Origin of the sequence: Streptomyces sp. B1I3, from assembly GCF_030816615.1 — a bacterium.
Taxonomy (GTDB): Bacteria; Actinomycetota; Actinomycetes; order Streptomycetales; family Streptomycetaceae; genus Streptomyces.
The window spans coordinates 572,721-588,853 of sequence record NZ_JAUSYD010000001.1; the positions used below are offsets into that span (position 1 = coordinate 572,721).

The following is a 16,133-nucleotide window of genomic DNA, read 5'->3' on the forward strand; positions in this document are numbered from 1 at the left end:
AGGACGGCGCCGCCGGAGGTCTCCCCTGCTCGAGCGTGGGGGTCTCGCCCGCTCGAACGGAGCCGAGAGGTCGGGAGGAGGAGCCCCGGCAACTGACGACGCCGCGGCGAGGCGCGGCACCGGGGCCCGGGCACCTGAGCCCGGCATGATCCGCACGAGAGGCCCCGGCGGCACGCGCCCGGGCCTCAGGGACCGTCCGAACTACCGGAGGTTGAGCATGACAGCGCCGACACAGGTGTCCACGGGCCGGGTGCGCAGCGCGGCGGACATCGATCTGGCCGACCCGTCGTTCTGGCGGCTTCCCCGGCCTGAGCGGCTGTCCGCGTTCGCCCGCCTGCGGGAGCTGGACGCGCCCGTCCGGTTCACGCCGCGCACGGGTTCGCGCACACCGTTCCACGCGCTGGTGCGCCATGAGGACGTGAAGGCGGCCAGCCGCCGGCCACAGGCCTTCGCCAGCGCGCCGGGCGTCACCACTCCGGAACCTGCCCGCTGGGCCAAGGCGGTGTTCGGCAACTCGATGGTCAACATGGACGGTGCCGAACACGCCGGTCTGCGCCGGACCATCTCACGTGCCTTCACCCCGAGGCTGCTCGCCGCCGCCGAGGTGAACATCGCCTCCGTCGCCGCGCGGCTGGTGGACGAGACGGACGCCGAGCGTCCCGGTGACTTCATGCGGTCGCCCGCCTCCCGTATGCCTTTCGAGGTCATCTGCGACCTGATGGGCATTCCCGGGCGCCACCGCGCGAGGATCGCTGAGCAGATCGACCACGCCTCGGAGTACGTCGGCGTCCAGCGCAGGGGGCTCGCCAGGCTGCGTGTGCCCGGTCGGGGCCTGCGGTCGCTGGCCCGCATGCAACTGGTCATGGCGGGCATCGCCCGCGAGCGCCGGCGCGACCCCGCGGACGACGTCATCTCGGCGCTGGTCCGCGCGGACGTCGACGGCCTGGCGCTGTCCGCCCGTCAGCTGGGGGCGTTCTTCTCGCTCCTGCTCGTGGCGGGTGTCGAGACGACACGCAACGCCATCGCCCACGGGGTGGCCCTGCTGACCGCGCATCCGGAACAGCGGGCCCTGCTGGAGTCCGACTTCGACCGGTACGCGGACAGTGCGGTCGACGAGATCGTCCGGTACTCGACACCGATCATCCAGTTCCGCCGGACGGTCGCGGCGGAGCAGGAGCTGGGCGGCCGGACCTTCCTGCCCGGCGAGAAGGTGATCCTGCTCTACGCCTCCGCGAACCGGGACGGTTCGGTATTCGCCGACCCCGACGCGTTCGACATCACCCGATCCCCCAATCCGCACCTCGGATACGGCGGAGGCGGTCCGCACCATTGCCTGGGAGCCCATCTGGCCAGGCTGGAGATGAAAGCGCTCTTCCGGGAACTGCTCACTCGCCCCGTGGGTATCCGGGCGGTGGGCGAACCGCTCCTCGTCGATTCGAACTTCGACAACCGCGTCCGGTCCCTTCCTCTCGCCTTCGGCATTTCTCACCCGAATGGCGCGGACTGATTCTCCGGGTGTCGCTAATGGTCTACTCCCGGGCACGCGCACAACCCGTCGTGGGGCGTTTCTCCTTATCGTCGACACGGTCGGAGGTGTGCCACAAGCGAAGGAGGAGCCGTGCCCATACAGCGTCGTCTCAGAGACCTCGGCATCGGAGCGGCCGCGCTCGCCCTCCTCGTCGGTGGCGTGGTCGTCGCGGACCGGGACGGGCAGGACGCCCAGACCGGCAAGGGCGCCTCCCCCGCTCCCCCGGCAGGTGCCGGTACGACCGCGGTCGGCGCCTATCTGGACTACGGGCCGAAGGGCGTGGAGCGCATGGCGGAGCTGTCGGGCTGGCTCGGCGGCGCGGAGCTTCGCGTGGGGCACAGCTATCTGCCGGGTGATCTGTGGGAGAACATCGAAGGACGTCCGGGATTCCTCGCCTCGTGGGCCGCGTGGCGGCGGGGCGCCGAGGACCGGATGTTCGTCCTCAACACCCCGATGCTGGAGCGCAACGAGGAACGCGTCTCCGACGGGGAGGTGCGTGGCCTCCTGAACGCGGGCGCCGCCGGGGAGTTCGACGAGCACTTCCGCAGGCTGGCCGAGCGTCTGGTCCTGCTGGGTGTCCCGGACACGGTGATCGTGCTCGGCTGGGAGATGAACGGCACCACGTACACCCACCGCTGCGGCCCGGATCCCGTGGCGTGGAGGACGTACTGGAACCGGATCGTCACCACCATGCGCTCGGTGCCCGGCCAGGAGTTCCGCTTCGACTTCACACCGAGCCGTGGCCGGGACGCCATTCCCTGGACCGAGTGCTACCCCGGCGACGGCGTCGTCGACATCATCGGCATGGACTCCTACGACCAGCCTCCCGCGCGGACCTTCGACGAGCAGGTCAACGAGCCGTACGGGCTGCAGAAGCAGGTCGACTTCGCGGCCGAGCACGGCAAGCCCATCTCCTACCCTGAGTGGGGGCTGTTCCGCAACGGCGACAACCCCGAGTACATGCGCCGCATGCTCGCATGGTTCGAGCAGCACAAGCCGGTGTACCAGACGATCACGGACTACTGCCCGCACGGCGTGTGGCAGTGCGCCGAGAACCCTGAGTCCTCCCGCGTGTTCCGCGAGACGCTGTCCCGGAGACCCGGCACCGTCGACCCCGCCGAGCCCACGCCGGTGCCGAGCGGGACGCCGGAGCCCGACGAGCCCACCCCGACCGTCCCGGACCCGGACACGAACGGGCGGGAGTGGTGCTTCAGCGTGCCGATGGGCGAATGGTTCGGCCAGTGGCTGCCGGACCAGGAGTTCTGCCTGCGCGACCACGCGTGAGCCGGCCGCCCACAGCTCTCGGCCCACGCCGGCGGCCCCGCTCCCGGCCGTCGGCGCGGTCGTGGAGCGGCCCGCGCATCGGAGTGAACCCGCCGGGCCCATAGGGTGTGCCCCATGTCTGCTCCGTTGAGTTCCGTCAGGACCCGCGCCGCTCTCCGTACGTCGGCGCGCGTGTCGGGCGAGATGCTGCTGGTCCTCGTGATGGCCGCAGTGGCCTTGTGGGTTCTGGGCCGCATGTGGTCGGTCGTCTGGCCGCTCATAGTCGGCCTGCTGCTCACCACGCTCACCTGGCCCGTGACGCGGTTCCTGCGCCGGCGCGGGTGGTCACCCGCCCTCGCGGCCTCGGCTGTCACGGTGCTGTTCCTCCTGGTCGCCGCGGGCGTCGCGGCGCTCATCGCCGTGCCGGTGGCGTCGCAGTCGGGGGAGCTGGCCGACGGTGTGGGGGAAGGCATCCAGCGGCTTCGCGAGTGGGCCTCCGGGCCGCCGCTGAACGTCGGTGACGACCAGATCACGGGTGCGTTCGACGCCGCGACCTCCCGCGTCCAGGACAGCGTGGGCAGCTTGGTCACCACGCTCGTCACCGGCGTGAGCACCGTGGTCAACGGTGTGGTCACCGCCGTTCTGGCGGTCTTCCTGATGTTCTTCTTCCTGAAGGACGGTCCGCGGTTCCTGCCGTGGCTCGAGCGTCAGCTGCCCGGCCGGCTCGCCACCGACATCCCGACCGTCGCCGCGCGCTCCTGGGACACGCTCGGCGAGTTCGTACGTTCACAGGCGTACGTCGGTCTGCTCGACGCCGTGCTCATCGGGCTCGGTCTGTGGATCGTGGGGGTGCCGCTGGTGCTTCCACTGGCGGTGCTCACCTTCGTGGCCGCGTTCGTGCCGATCGTGGGTGCCCTCTTCGCCGGCTTCGTCGCGGTCCTCATCGCCCTGGTGTCGAACGGGCTGACGGACGCGCTGATCGTCCTGGCGATCATCATCGTGGTGCAGCAGCTCGAGGGCAATGTCTTCCAGCCCATGATCCAGAGTCGCGGACTCGGCCTGCACGCCGCGGTGGTCCTGCTGGCGGTGACGCTCGGCGGCAGTCTGGCCGGCGTCGTGGGCAGCCTGCTCGCCGTACCCGTCGCCGCGCTGATCGCCGTGGTCTGGAACTATCTGCGCGAGCAGCTCGCCGCCCCGGGGCAGGGACCGGATGCCACCGAACCGTCGGAGGGTGCCGTCGTTCCTTCGTGACGGCCCCGGCGCGGCGGCCGGTTCTCGACGACGACGGCCGGTGAGCAGGGCCCCGCCCCTCACCACCCGGTCCACAGAAGGTGGTTGACCAGCAGCACCACGACCGCGTGGGCTGCGAGCCAGCCCTTGCGGTCCCTGCCGGGCAGGAGCGCGGCGGCGGGCAGGAGCCAGACCATGAAGGGCTGCCAGATACGTTCCGTCTCCGCCTTGCTCATGCCGGAGAGGTCGGCCACGAGGAGTGCCAGGAGAGCGGCCAGGGTGAGGACCGCCAGCCGCTGCGCCGTGGTCGCGGAACCGTGACGCACCGCTCGCAGGGCCGCGGGGGCACTCGCCCCGGCCCGGCGCAGACCTGCGACGGTACCGAGGCCGACGGCGAGGGTGGTGCAGGCGAGGTTTCCCCAGACCCAGTAGGAGTACGGGCGGACCCCGCCCGCGCCCTGGTAGTAACGCTCGACCAGCTGCCGGTACCCCTCCCACCAGTTGAACCCCGCCAGGGTGAAGACCACGGGGACGGTCAGTGCGCCGAGGAGGAACAGCGGGGCCGGGCGGGCCGTACGCGCGAGCACGAGGACCGCGAGCAGGAGCGCGGCGACGAGCGTCAGACCGTAACTGAGGTAGCAGGTCAGTGCGAACAGGAGGCCGGAGCCGAGCGCGGCGGCTGCCGGGAACCGTGCCGTGCGGGTCGCGGCGAGGGCCAGCAGGGCGACGGACCACGCCGCGACGGCGGCGAAGTAGCCGTCGGCCGAGGTGCCGGTCCACACGGCGAAGGGGGCGAGGACGAGGAAGGGGGCCGCGCGACGTGCGAGGTGTTCGCCCGTCAGGGCGCGCAGGGTGATCAGGACGGCGACTGCCGCCGAACCGCCGAGAACGATGCACCAGACACCCGCCCAGGCCCCGCCTCCGAGTCCGACCCGGTCCAGGCCGACGAAGGTGAGGGTGGCGCCCGGCGGATGGCCGGCGACGTGGGCCGGCCAGTTGCCGGGAGGACCGATCACGATGTGGTCGGTGAAACCGCGCAGAGCCGCTCCCACGTCGTCGAAGCGGTCGATGACACGGAGGTACTCGTGCTTGGTGGTCAGCCTCCGCGCGATTCCCCGGTACCAGCCCTCGACCAGCGCCAGGGAGAGGATCCAGGCCAGGGAGGCCGCCCAGCCGGTGAGGAGCAGGCGCCGCCAGGGAAGCCGGACCGCGAGTCCCGGCCCGTAGGCGATCACGACGACCGCGACGGCCACCGCGGCCGGTGTGCCGGGGCCGAGATGCGGGTCCCACGAGGCCAGGAGGGGCGGCCATCGCACCTGGAGGCTGCCGTTCGCGTCCTGGAGCACCCGCCCGACGAGTACGGCCGCGGCCACGAGCAGGATGCCTCCGGCGGCGGTGGCCAGATCGCGGCGCCGTCCAGTCGCGGGGAGCACGGTGGGCGCGGTCGTGCGGGTGCGTTCGCTGTACTGCTCGGTCGTCACGCAGGCACGCTATGCACAAGGAGGCCGAGGCGGGTGGTGCGACGCAGGCGCGTCACACAACCGTCAGATCCGGCGCCTCCCACGGTGACGTCAGAGTTTCGTCAGGAGTCGTAACCCCTGCCGGGTGGTGTGCCCGGCATACCGTCTGCCCATGGGCCACAGACCTCTCCGTACTCTCACTCCCCCGCCGCCCACCCGGCCGGCGTTCTGGCGCAGTCCGGTGCGCGGGGTCCGGTTCACGGCCGTACTGGGCCTGGTACTGCTCGTCGGGCTGACGCTGCTGTTCGTGACCGGACTGCTGTCGTACGCGGCCTACAACCCGGACCTGGCCGCGGTGAACGACAAGACGCCCGACAAGGGGTGGCTGGGCTTCTACCTCTTCGACTGGCCGGCCGGACCGCACTGGCTGTACCGCCTGACGCAGGGGCTCCACGTCACCGCAGGCATCGTGCTCGTACCGGTGCTGCTGGCCAAGCTGTGGTCGGTCGTCCCGAAGCTCTTCGCGCTGCCGCCCGCCCGGTCCATGGGGCGCGCCCTGGAGCGGGTGTCGCTGCTGCTGCTCGTGGGGGGTGCCCTGTTCGAGTTCGTCACGGGGCTGCTCGACATCCAGCTGGAGTACGTCTTCCCGGGCTCCTTCTATCCGCTGCACTTCTACGGCGCCTGGGTGTTCTTCGCCGCGTTCCTCACCCACGCCGGGCTGAAGCTGCCCCGGGCCGTGCGCGTCCTGCGCCACGGCATCCCGCGGGGGGATACGGACGAGCCGGCCGGCATCCTGCGGGGGGAGACGGACGAGCTGGCGTCCCCGTCCCCCCTCGCCCCGTCCGTCTCCCGGCGCGGCGCCCTCACGACGGTCGGTGCGGGGTCGCTGCTCCTGCTGGTCACCTCCGCGGGGCGGAGCTTCGACGGGCCGCTGCGGCGTACGGCCCTGCTGACGCCCCGCGGCGGAGCCGAACCGGGATCCGGACCCAACGGCTTCCAGATCAACAAGACCGCCGCCAAGGCGGGCATCCGGCCCGCCGACACGGGAGCGGACTGGCGGCTCACGGTCGTCGGCCCGGCCGGTGAGTTCCGGCTGACCCTGCGGGAGCTGCTGGCGATGGACCAGCACAGCGCGGCGCTGCCCATCGCCTGTGTGGAGGGCTGGTCGACGTCCGACCAGTGGTGGCGCGGGGTGCGGCTGCGCGACCTGGCGGCGCTCGCCGGGCACCCGCGAACACCGCCCGGGGTACTCGTACGGTCCGTCCAGCGCAGCGGTCCCTTCCGCACGGTCGCGCTGCGCGACAACCAGGTGCGCGATCCGCGTTCGCTGCTGGCCCTGGAGGTCAACGGCGAGGTCCTGTCACCGGACCACGGTTATCCGGCGCGGACCATCGTGCCGGCCGCCCCCGGGGTGATGAACACGAAATGGGTCACCCGGCTGACGTTCGGAGAGGTGTGATGAGGGTGCTGCGCCGCTGGTACGGGCAGGGGCCGCTCCATCTGCTGCTGATGGCGGCGTCGTTCGCCCTCGCCGGCTATGCGGGGGTACGGCTGCTGGACGGCGACACGTTTCTGATCATCCTGTGGTTCGTGGGTGTCGCGCTGGTGCACGACCTGGTCCTGGTGCCGCTCTACGCGTCGGCGGACCGGGCCCTGCGCACGGTGCCGGTGCGGCGCCCGGGGCTGGTGAACTCCGTGCGCGTACCCGCTCTCCTGTCCGGGCTGCTCCTGCTGATGTGGTTGCCCCTCATCACGGGGTCGGAACACTACGAGCCCGCGAGCGGGATGTCGCCCGACAGGTTCCTGGGGAACTGGCTGCTGATCACGGCCGTGCTGTTCGCCGCCTCGGCGCTCCGGCTCCTCGTACCGGCGGTACGGTCCCGGCGCAGGGCGAGGAAGGGCCGCCCGCCCGCCTCCCACTGATCGGCCGGCTGCCAGCCGCAGGCCCGCGCGTACCTGAGCAGGGCGGGGGTGCCCACCCGGGCCCAGGGGAAGTGGCCTGCGGCCGGCCTGCGGCCGTCGTCCAGCCGGACCCGGACCCGCTCGTCGACGTCCTGCGGCGCTGTCTCGGTGACGAGCAGTCCGCCCGGGGCCACCAGGGCGGCGGTCCGGCTGAGCAGGGCCCGGGGGTCACCGCCGATACCGATGTTGCCGTCGATGAGCAGGGCGGTGCCCCAACGGCCTTCACCGGGCAGCGGGTCGAAGACGCTGCGGCGCAGGGCCGAGCCACCCCATCGCTGGGTGTGGTCGACGGCCGCCTGACTGACGTCGATGCCCAGCGCGCGGTGCCCGCGCGAGGCGAGTTCCGCGACGAGCCGGCCGGGACCGCACCCGATGTCGATGACGGGCCCTTCACAGCGGCGCAGGGCCGAGAGGTCCGCGGCGTCGGCGCCCGCGCACCAGCGTTCGACGTCCAGGGGCAGCAGCCAGCCGTCGGTCCGGCGCAGGAAGAGCGGCCCCCGGCCGTTGCGCAGCGCGTTCGCGTACGGGTCACCGGTCCAGGTGGTGGCGGGGTCGGACGGCGGGAGTGTCGTGCTCATCGGACCGCCTGCGGGGTCAGCCGGGCCAGGGCCGACGCGAAGAGTCCGTGCGGAGCCGCGGCGGCCACCAGGGCCGCGTCGCACGCGGTGTCCACGTCGCGCATCGGGGGCAGGTCGCGCACGGTGAGCCCGGCATCGGTCAGGCGTGCCCGCTGCAGCCTGCCCGTCCCCGGGAGGGACATCGGGACGCCGCGGACGAGGGCCGGATCGGGCGCGGCCATCCCCAGGGCCCAGAACCCGCCGTCCTCGGCCGGTCCGAACCATGCGTCACAACCGTCCCAGCCGCCCGGGGCGAGAGCGGGGGCCAGATGTGCGGCGGAGAGCTGAGGGGTGTCCATCCCGATCAGGAGAGCGGGGCCGGCGCAGTCGCCGAACGCCGCCGCGATGCGTTCGTCCAGGGTGCCGGCGCACTGCGGGCGCACCTCGAAACCCGGTGGCAGCCACGGTCCCGGACGCCCTTCCAGGACGACGACGCGGCGCCGCGCGGGCAGGGTGAGCACGGTCCGCAGGGTGTCCTCGAGGGCGGCCGCTGCGATGTCGGCGGCCTCCTGCGGACTGAAGGGCGGTGTGAGCCGGGTCTTGACCCGGCCGGCCACCGGCTCCTTTGCGATGACCAGCAGCGTCGTGGGTCCGGTGACCGGGACGGGGACGCTCATCGGACGGCCTCCGCCCGGGCGGTTTCCGGTGTCCGCTGCGGCGGCTGCCGCAGCACGGCCCGCATGTCACGCACCGCGTGCCACGTTCCCCGCCAGGTACCGGTGACCTTGGACTTCCCGGTACGCGGCAGGTAGGGCACGTCGACCTCGGCGACGCGCAGTCCGGCGTCCGAGGCCCGGACCACCATCTGCAGCGGATATCCACTACGGCGGTCGGTGAGGTCCAGGGCGAGCAGTGCCTCCCGGCGTGCGGCCCGCATCGGTCCGAGGTCGTGCAGCCGCAGGCCGGTGCGGACGCGGAGCATCCGGGCGAGGGCGAGATTGCCCGCCCGGGCGTGCAGCGGCCAGGCGCCGCGCCCCTCGGGGCGGCGGCGGCCGAGGAGGAGGTCGCCCTCCCCCGCCGCGACGCGGCGTACGAGGCCGGGGAGCAGCGCCGGGTCGAGGGAGCCGTCGCAGTCGCAGAAACAGACGTACTCCGCCTCGGCGGCGAGCAGTCCCGCGTGGCAGGCCGCGCCGAACCCGCGCCGGGGCTCGTGCACGACGGTCGCTCCGAGCGAGCGGGCGATCTCCGCCGATCCGTCGGTGGAGCCGTTGTCGACGACGACGGCACGCCAGCCGTCCGGGATACGGGCCAGCACCCGGGGCAGGGCGGCGGCCTCGTCGAGGCAGGGCAGGACGATGTCGGCGCGGACGGGGACGGCGAGGTCAGGCGGCGAGAAGTCGGTCACGTCGATCACCCTACGGAGGGGAAACCGACATTTCGGGCTTCAGGTTCTTACGAAACGTGGACGTCGGCCGTGTGGCGGCCCGTGACCCGTCCGCACCGCCGCGCACGGGTGCCACAGTGGCGGTATGCAGAACGATCCGGCCGCCCCGGGCCCCGGCCCCCTGTCCCGCCACGGTACGGGGGACGGCGTGTCGCAGGGCCGCATCCTTGTCGTGGACGACGATCCGACGGTCGCGGAGGTGGCCGCCGGCTACCTGGAGCGGGCGGGTTACGCCGTCGACCGTGCGGACGACGGACCTGCGGCGCTGGCGCGGTTCGCCGGGTGGCGGCCCGACCTGGTGGTGCTCGACCTCATGCTGCCGGGCATGGACGGTTTCGAGGTGTGCCGGCGGATGCGCGCGTACGGACCGGTGCCGGTCATCATGCTGACGGCGAGGGGCGACGAGGACGACCGCATCCTGGGGCTGGAAACGGGTGCGGACGACTACGTCACCAAGCCGTTCAGCCCACGCGAACTGGTGCTGCGCGTCGGATCGGTCCTGCGGCGCGGCCGGGATTCCGCCGGCGGCGACCCCGTCCCGTTGGGCGGCGCCGGTCTCGTGCTGGACCCCGTGGCCCGTCGGGCGACGCGTGAGGGCCGCGAACTCGCGCTCACCCTTCGTGAGTTCGACCTCCTGGCCTTTTTCCTGTCCCGTCCCGGCCAGGCCTTCGGCCGCGAGGAGCTGATGCGGGAGGTCTGGGGCTGGGACTTCGGTGACCTGTCGACGGTGACCGTCCACGTACGCCGCCTGCGCGGCAAGGTCGAGGCCGATCCCGCCCGCCCCGCCCTCATCCGGACGGTGTGGGGTGTGGGCTACCGCCTGGACCTGCCCGACGCCACCACCCCCGGGAGCTGACCGCCGTGGACGACACGCTGCTCATCGCCCTCCTGGCGTTCCTCGGCGCAGCCGCCGCCGGGCTGCTCGGCGCGCTCGCCCTGCGGCGGTTGAGGCACCGCTCCCTCGTCGTGTCACTGGCGGTCGTCGCCACGGTGGCCGTGACGGCGATGCTGGCCGGAACGCTGACCGTCGCCTGGGCGATGTTCCTCTCCCCGCACGACCTGTCGGTCGTGACCACCGTCGTCGCCATGGCCGCCGTCGTGTCCCTCGCGACCGCGCTGCTGCTGGGGCGCTGGGTGGCCGCCGGCAGCCGGGACCTGGCGGCGGCGGCCCGTTCCTTCGGCGACGGCGGTACGTTCGCGGCCCCCGAGGGGCAGGTCGCCGCCGAACTGGCGACACTGACGCGCGAACTGGCGGCCACCAGCGCGAAGCTGGAGAACTCCCGGGAGCGCGAGCGTGCTCTGGAGGCGTCACGCCGTGAACTCGTGGCCTGGATCTCGCACGACCTGCGGACCCCGCTGACCGGGCTGCGCGCGATGTCCGAGGCGCTGGAGGACGGCATGGCCGCCGACTCCGGCCGCTATCTGCGGCAGATCCGCACCGAGGTGGAGCGCATGAACGACATGGTCGGCGATCTCTTCGAACTCTCGCGCATCCACGCCGGCTCCCTCACCCTGACCCCCGCCCGGATCTCCGTCTACGACCTGGTGGGGGACGCCCTGGCCGGCGCGCACCCGCTCGCCCGCGAACACGGGGTCCGGCTCGTCGGCGACAGGATCGACGCGGTGCCCGTGGAGGTCGACAGCAAGGAGATGAGCCGGGTCCTGGGCAACCTGCTGATCAACGCGATCCGCCGCACCCCCGCCGACGGCACGGTCGCGGTGGCCGCACAGAGATCACCGAGCGGCGTCGTGCTGTCCGTGACCGACGGATGCGGCGGGATCCCCGAGGAGGACCTCGGGCGGGTGTTCGACACGGGCTGGCGGGGCAGCCATGCCCGCACTCCCCCGGCGGGAGCGGGCCTCGGGCTCGCCATCGTGCGCGGGATCGTCGAGGCCCACGCGGGCCGGGCGGACGTGCGGAACGTGACGGGCGGCTGCTGCTTCGAGGTCACCCTTCCCGCGGCGTCCGGCTGAGGGCGGGGCGGGCCCGTTCCGTGGGACCCGCCGCGCGCGCCGTCACTGCGCATCCCTCAGGGGCGAGGCGGCGAACTCGCGCATCCCCGCGGTGAAGTCCGTCTCCGGCTTCCAGCCGAGTTCCTCACGCAGCCGCCGCGAGTCCGCCGTCACGTGGCGGACGTCCCCGAGCCGGTACTCGCCGGTCACCACCGGCGCCGCGCCGCCGTGGGCCGAGGACAGGGCCCGGGCCATCTCGCCGATGGTGTGCGGCCGGCCGCTCCCGGTGTTGTACACGTCGAACGTGCCAGGCTGCCGCTCCCGTACGGCCGCCAGAGCCACCGCGTTGGCCGCCGCCACGTCCCGCACGTGCACGAAGTCCCGACGCTGGCCGCCGTCCTCGAAGACGCGGGGAGCCTCGCCCCGCTCCAGGGCGGAGCGGAAGAACGACGCGACACCCGCGTACGGGGTGTCGCGCGGCATCCCGGGGCCGTACACGTTGTGGTAGCGCAGGGCCACGGCCCGGCCGCCCGTCGCGCGGGCCCAGGCCGAGGCGAGGTGTTCCTGGGCCAGCTTGGTGGCCGCGTACACGTTGCGGGGGTCGGTGCCGGCCTGCTCGGTGACCAGACCGGGCTGCAGCTCCGCGCCGCAGGCCGGACAGTGCGGCTCGAACCGGCCGGCCTCCAGATCGGCCACCGTCCTCGGCCCCGGCCGGACCGGGCCGTGCCGGGGGCAGTCGTACCTGCCCTCGCCGTAGACCACCATGGAGCCTGCCAGTACCAGGTCACGTACGCCGGCCGCCGCCATCTCGGCGAGCAGCACCGCGGTACCGAGGTCGTTGCAGCCGACGTACTCCGGCGCGTCGGCGAAATCCTTCCCCAGCCCGACCATCGCCGCCTGGTGGCACACGGCGTCGATCCCGGACAGGGCAGCGGCCACCGCCCCCCGGTCTCGTACGTCCGCGACGACGGTACGCACCCCGGGGAGCGGGGCGGTGACCCGTGAGCTCCCGTGGGCCGACGGAAGCAGGGCGTCGAACACCACCGCCTCGTGGCCGCCGGAGGCGAGAGCCCGGACGACGTGTGACCCGATGAACCCGGCTCCGCCGGTGACCAGTACGCGCATGGCCACCACGCTAGGCCGGTCGCGGCCGGGTGGGCCGACGCGGCACGCCCACGTCACCGGACCGTAAGGCGGATACTGGAGGCATGGGCCTCCTCGCGCTCGGACCCCGCACGATCCGGCAGCGGATCGGCTCCGGTCTGTTCAGCCGTGTGGCCGGCCCGGGAGGGCCTGCCGCGCGTGAGCGGATCCACCGCACACCGGGACCGCGCTGGTTCGGGCCCGAGCGGCCGATCCGCCGGGTCCATGGTGACGCGTCCATGTTCATCGGCGGACTGCGGGCGCTGCTCCTGCAGTCCCTGCACCCCCTGGCCATGGCAGCGGTGTCGGCCCACTCCGGTTACCGGAGCGACCCGTGGGGCCGCCTCCAGCGGACGAGCACCTTCCTCGCGGTGACCACGTTCGGGACCGCGGCGGACGCCGAGGAGGCGGTGCTGCGGGTGCGGGCGCTGCACGAGCGGGTGGAGGGCGTCACCTCGACCGGTGAGCGGTACCACGCGTCCGACCCGCATCTGCTCGCCTGGGTCCACGCGACGGAGACGGACAGTTTCCTGCGCGCGCATCAGCGGTTCGGGCGTCAGCCTCTCGACGGTCCCGGCTGTGACGCCTACATAGCCGACACGGCTCGCGTGGCGAGCGCTCTGGGGGTGGCGGACCCGCCGCACAACCGGGCGGAACTCGCCTCGTGCATCGAGTCGTACCGGCCGGAGCTGCGTGGGACACCGCAGGCGCGGGAGGCCGCACGGTTCCTGCTGATCCGGCCGCCGCTCCCGGTGTTCGCCTGGGGCCCGTACACGGTGCTCGCGGCCAACGCGGTCGCCATGCTCCCCCCATGGGCCCGCAAGCCGCTGCGCCTGCCCCTGCTGCCCAGGTTCGAGAACCACTGCGTGCGCCCCACCGGACGGGTCCTCACGAAGTCCATCCGATGGGCGATGAGCCCTCCGCCGTCGCCGGACCGGCCGCAGGACGCCTGAACCGCCGGATCGCGGACGGGCCGCTACGACCGCCGGCCGGCTCCCCGGCCCGCGATGCCGTGCTCGGCCAGCGGTCCGACGGCCAGGCCGCTTGCGCGGAGGCCGTGGACGAGCGCGGGCAGCATGGCCAGCGTCGCCCGCCAGCAGCCGGGCGCCGCCATCCGGTCGGTGTCGTGCAGGAGGACGGTGCCGCCGCCGCGCACGTCACGCCGCACGGCGGCCAGCACCGAGGCGGCTGTGGCGTCGGCGGTCCAGTCGCGCCCCCACGCGGACCACAGGACCGGGCGCAGTCCCGACCGCACCGACGCGGCCCACCGGCCGGCCGTCAGGATGCCGTACGGCGGCCGGTACCACAGCGGCGCCGTGCCCGCGGTCCCGGCCACCACCTCAACGGCACGCGCCAGTTCACGGGTGTCCCGGGCGAACGACGAGAGCCAGGGCCGGCCGTGCGTCCATCCGTGCACCCCGAGTTCGTGGCCCCGGCTCACGATCTCGCGCCCGATGTCCGGGTACTTCACGAGGCTTTCGCCGAGGACGAAGAACGTGGCGCGGGCCGACGTGCGCTCCAGGGCGTCGAGGAAGAGCGGGGTGGAGCGCGGGTCGGGACCGTCGTCGAAGGTCAGAGCGACGTGATCGCCGTGCCCGAGGCCGGTCAGGGCGGGGAAGAGGGTCCTGCGCACGCCGGGCAGCCAGGTCCCGGCCGGGAGCACGTGGGCACCCAGCGCCAGTGCCGCGAGCGCCGCCGGGAGCCGGCCGGCGGGCGGAAGGACCCGGCCCCGCGTCCTCATGCCCGCCCCGTTCCGCCGGTGCCCGCGGGCCCTCCGCGAGCCCGCCGCCGTGTCGTGCCGACCTCCGCGTCGAAGGAACCGGAGACCGGGAGGGACTGCGCGAGGAACGCGGTACCGGTCGCCACCAGGAACGCTCCGAGAGCACCGGTCAGGAGGTTGAGCCCCAGGGGGATCCGCTCACCGAAGAGCGTCCATCCCAGCCCCACACTGACCAGGGCGTCCCCCAGCGTGAGAGCGGGCTGGGACGCGGCCAGGGTGCCGGCTCCCAGCGTGCTCTGCAGCAGCATGAAGCTCAGCAGCCCCACGGCGGCCGCCGCGTACGGGTAACCGTTCGCGAAGACGGCCGCGAAGCCGTCCCCGATCCGGCCCGTGACCTCTTTGATCAGCGCGGCGGTACAGGCGAAGCAGACGGCCGTGGCGCAGCCCAGTACCGCCGCTCGCGCGGCGCCGTCGAGGGTACGGGCGGCCGGGAGCAGGCCCAGCACGGTCACGGCCAGCACGGCTCCGACCGGCAGCCAGCCCGTCGCCTCCCCCGTCTCCTCGCCGCCGGACGGGCTGACGGCGAGCAGGAAGAGGGCGAGTCCCGCAGCGAGCGCCAGGAACGACAGCCAGGTCCTGCCGTCCGGACGGTGGTGGAAGACCATGCTGCCCACGACCAGCGTGAACAGCAGTTCGCTGGCGAGCAGGGGCTGGACCACCGACAACCTGCCCACCGCGAGGGCCCCGGCCTGGAAAGCGGCGGACAGCACGAGGGCGGCGGCTCCGGCGATCCAGAACGGGCGGCGCGGCAGCCCGGCCCACCGGCCGATCGTCCGCCTCACCCGGGAGCCCTCCGGCTCCGGCACCCGATCGGCCCACTCCACCGCGGCCCGGCGCTGCAGTACGGACGCCGCGGCGTTCGCACAGGCCGAGAGCAGTGCCAGGACCACGGTGACGACGTTCATCCGAACCGGGCGGCGAGCCGCCGGTAGAGGGCCGGAGCGACCCCGCGCACCCGTCCGGGCAGCCGCAGCCACGCCGGCACGAACACCTCCTCGTGTCTGCGCACCAGGGCGGTCCAGACCGCGTCGGCGACCCGCTCGGCAGGGACCGGGCGGGGACACGACCGGGTGTACGGGGTGCCGCGGCGCTCGAAGAACGGGGTGGTCACCACTCCGGGGACCACGTGCAGTACGCGCACGCCGGTACCGGCCAGTTCGTAGCGCAGCGCCTCCGCGAGGACCGCGACCGCGGCCTTGGCGGCGGAGTAGACGGCCTCCTCCCGGACCCCGACCGTGCCGGCGACCGACCCGATCAGCACGAGCTGCCCCCGGCCCTGGGCCAGCATGTGCGGCAGGACGAGACGCACCAGGTGGACGACGGAGACCAGGTCCACCGCGAGGACCTGGTCAGCGGCCGCCGCGGGCATCGTGTGCAGGGGCCCTGCCCAGCCCACACCGGCTCCGGCGACGAGCAGATCGATGCGTCCGGCGGCGTCCAGGGCGTCCCGCACCAGCCCTTCGGCGCCCTGCGGAGTCGCCAGGTCCGCGAAGAGGGCCTGGCCCGACGTGTGCGTGGCCACCTCCTGCAGACGGACGTGATCCCGCCCGCTGACCAGGAGCTCCCACCCGCCCTCCACCGCGATCCGCCGGGAGATGGCGGCTCCGATCCCGGAGGAGGCACCGGTCACCAGGGCCACGCCTTTGGTAGTCCGGCGATGCCCGGGGTCGCCCGGGGCATCCAGGCGCCGGTGGCTTGTGCCGGGAAGGGCTCGCCCCATTGCGGCTTCCTTTCTCAGCGCACCTCGCCAGGTACACGGCACACCATAGGAAAACAGTCATAACATGATGAAAATGACACAACGTACGGGGAT

At 73.2% G+C, this 16,133-nt stretch carries 15 protein-coding genes; 7 read left to right on the forward strand and 8 right to left on the reverse strand.

The annotated features are described in order from the left end of the window. The first annotated feature begins 217 nt into the window (after positions 1-217). From QFZ58_RS02930 to QFZ58_RS02940, 3 genes are all read left to right on the forward strand, one after another. Entirely contained in the window at positions 218-1,507 is a 1,290-nt protein-coding gene (locus tag QFZ58_RS02930; protein WP_307123312.1) for a cytochrome P450, read from the forward strand. Between the two features lie 111 nt (positions 1,508-1,618). Then, positions 1,619-2,812 carry a glycoside hydrolase family 26 protein gene (locus tag QFZ58_RS02935; protein WP_307123313.1) on the forward strand — a complete coding sequence of 398 codons (1,194 nt, stop codon included), beginning with the start codon at positions 1,619-1,621 and terminating at the stop codon, positions 2,810-2,812. 114 nt (positions 2,813-2,926) lie between these two features. Continuing rightward, positions 2,927-4,042 (forward strand): AI-2E family transporter, encoded by a 1,116-nt coding sequence (locus QFZ58_RS02940; protein ID WP_307123314.1) that lies wholly within the window; start codon positions 2,927-2,929, stop codon positions 4,040-4,042. A gap of 59 nt (positions 4,043-4,101) precedes the next feature. On the opposite strand, the gene QFZ58_RS02945 is transcribed toward QFZ58_RS02940, so the two are convergent. Then, on the reverse strand, positions 4,102-5,502 hold the full coding sequence (locus tag QFZ58_RS02945; protein WP_373428507.1) for a hypothetical protein: 1,401 nt from the start codon (positions 5,500-5,502) through the stop codon (positions 4,102-4,104). Between the two features lie 151 nt (positions 5,503-5,653). Between QFZ58_RS02945 and QFZ58_RS02950 the strand changes: the two genes are divergently transcribed. Then, complete coding sequence (locus QFZ58_RS02950) at positions 5,654-6,940, forward strand: molybdopterin-dependent oxidoreductase (RefSeq protein WP_307123315.1); 1,287 nt, start codon at positions 5,654-5,656, stop codon at positions 6,938-6,940. Between the two features lie 307 nt (positions 6,941-7,247). Here QFZ58_RS02950 and QFZ58_RS02955 read toward each other — a convergent pair whose 3' ends face one another. From QFZ58_RS02955 to QFZ58_RS02965, 3 genes are read right to left on the reverse strand one after another with little or no spacing between them, the layout of a single operon-like run. Then, positions 7,248-8,021 carry a bifunctional 2-polyprenyl-6-hydroxyphenol methylase/3-demethylubiquinol 3-O-methyltransferase UbiG gene (locus tag QFZ58_RS02955; protein ID WP_307123316.1) on the reverse strand — a complete coding sequence of 258 codons (774 nt, stop codon included), beginning with the start codon at positions 8,019-8,021 and terminating at the stop codon, positions 7,248-7,250. After that, positions 8,018-8,677 carry a DUF2064 domain-containing protein gene (locus QFZ58_RS02960; protein ID WP_307123317.1) on the reverse strand — a complete coding sequence of 220 codons (660 nt, stop codon included), beginning with the start codon at positions 8,675-8,677 and terminating at the stop codon, positions 8,018-8,020. Before QFZ58_RS02960 ends, QFZ58_RS02955 begins: the two co-directional genes overlap by 4 nt. Continuing rightward, positions 8,674-9,405: a glycosyltransferase family 2 protein gene (locus QFZ58_RS02965; protein WP_307123318.1), complete on the reverse strand. Its 732-nt coding sequence runs from the start codon at positions 9,403-9,405 to the stop codon at positions 8,674-8,676. Before QFZ58_RS02965 ends, QFZ58_RS02960 begins: the two co-directional genes overlap by 4 nt. A gap of 124 nt (positions 9,406-9,529) precedes the next feature. Between QFZ58_RS02965 and QFZ58_RS02970 the strand changes: the two genes are divergently transcribed. Both QFZ58_RS02970 and QFZ58_RS02975 read left to right on the forward strand, forming a co-directional pair. Beyond that, a complete protein-coding gene (locus QFZ58_RS02970; protein ID WP_307123319.1) occupies positions 9,530-10,300 on the forward strand; it encodes a response regulator transcription factor in 771 nt (256 codons plus the stop codon). Between the two features lie 5 nt (positions 10,301-10,305). Further along, positions 10,306-11,418 carry a sensor histidine kinase KdpD gene (locus QFZ58_RS02975; RefSeq protein ID WP_307123320.1) on the forward strand — a complete coding sequence of 371 codons (1,113 nt, stop codon included), beginning with the start codon at positions 10,306-10,308 and terminating at the stop codon, positions 11,416-11,418. 42 nt (positions 11,419-11,460) lie between these two features. Here QFZ58_RS02975 and QFZ58_RS02980 read toward each other — a convergent pair whose 3' ends face one another. After that, on the reverse strand, positions 11,461-12,522 hold the full coding sequence (locus tag QFZ58_RS02980; protein WP_307123321.1) for an NAD(P)-dependent oxidoreductase: 1,062 nt from the start codon (positions 12,520-12,522) through the stop codon (positions 11,461-11,463). 83 nt (positions 12,523-12,605) lie between these two features. Between QFZ58_RS02980 and QFZ58_RS02985 the strand changes: the two genes are divergently transcribed. Then, positions 12,606-13,493, forward strand: a complete 888-nt coding sequence (locus QFZ58_RS02985; protein ID WP_307123322.1) for an oxygenase MpaB family protein — start codon at positions 12,606-12,608, stop codon at positions 13,491-13,493. Between the two features lie 23 nt (positions 13,494-13,516). On the opposite strand, the gene QFZ58_RS02990 is transcribed toward QFZ58_RS02985, so the two are convergent. The 3 genes from QFZ58_RS02990 to QFZ58_RS03000 are packed head-to-tail and all read right to left on the reverse strand — an operon-like array spanning position 13,517 to position 16,040. Continuing rightward, positions 13,517-14,281 carry a polysaccharide deacetylase family protein gene (locus QFZ58_RS02990; protein WP_307123323.1) on the reverse strand — a complete coding sequence of 255 codons (765 nt, stop codon included), beginning with the start codon at positions 14,279-14,281 and terminating at the stop codon, positions 13,517-13,519. Continuing rightward, positions 14,278-15,225, reverse strand: a complete 948-nt coding sequence (locus tag QFZ58_RS02995; RefSeq protein ID WP_307123324.1) for a DMT family transporter — start codon at positions 15,223-15,225, stop codon at positions 14,278-14,280. Before QFZ58_RS02995 ends, QFZ58_RS02990 begins: the two co-directional genes overlap by 4 nt. Continuing rightward, entirely contained in the window at positions 15,222-16,040 is an 819-nt protein-coding gene (locus tag QFZ58_RS03000; RefSeq protein ID WP_307123325.1) for an SDR family oxidoreductase, read from the reverse strand. The genes QFZ58_RS02995 and QFZ58_RS03000 overlap by 4 nt, the downstream gene beginning before the upstream one ends. Between the last annotated feature and the right edge of the window lie 93 nt (positions 16,041-16,133).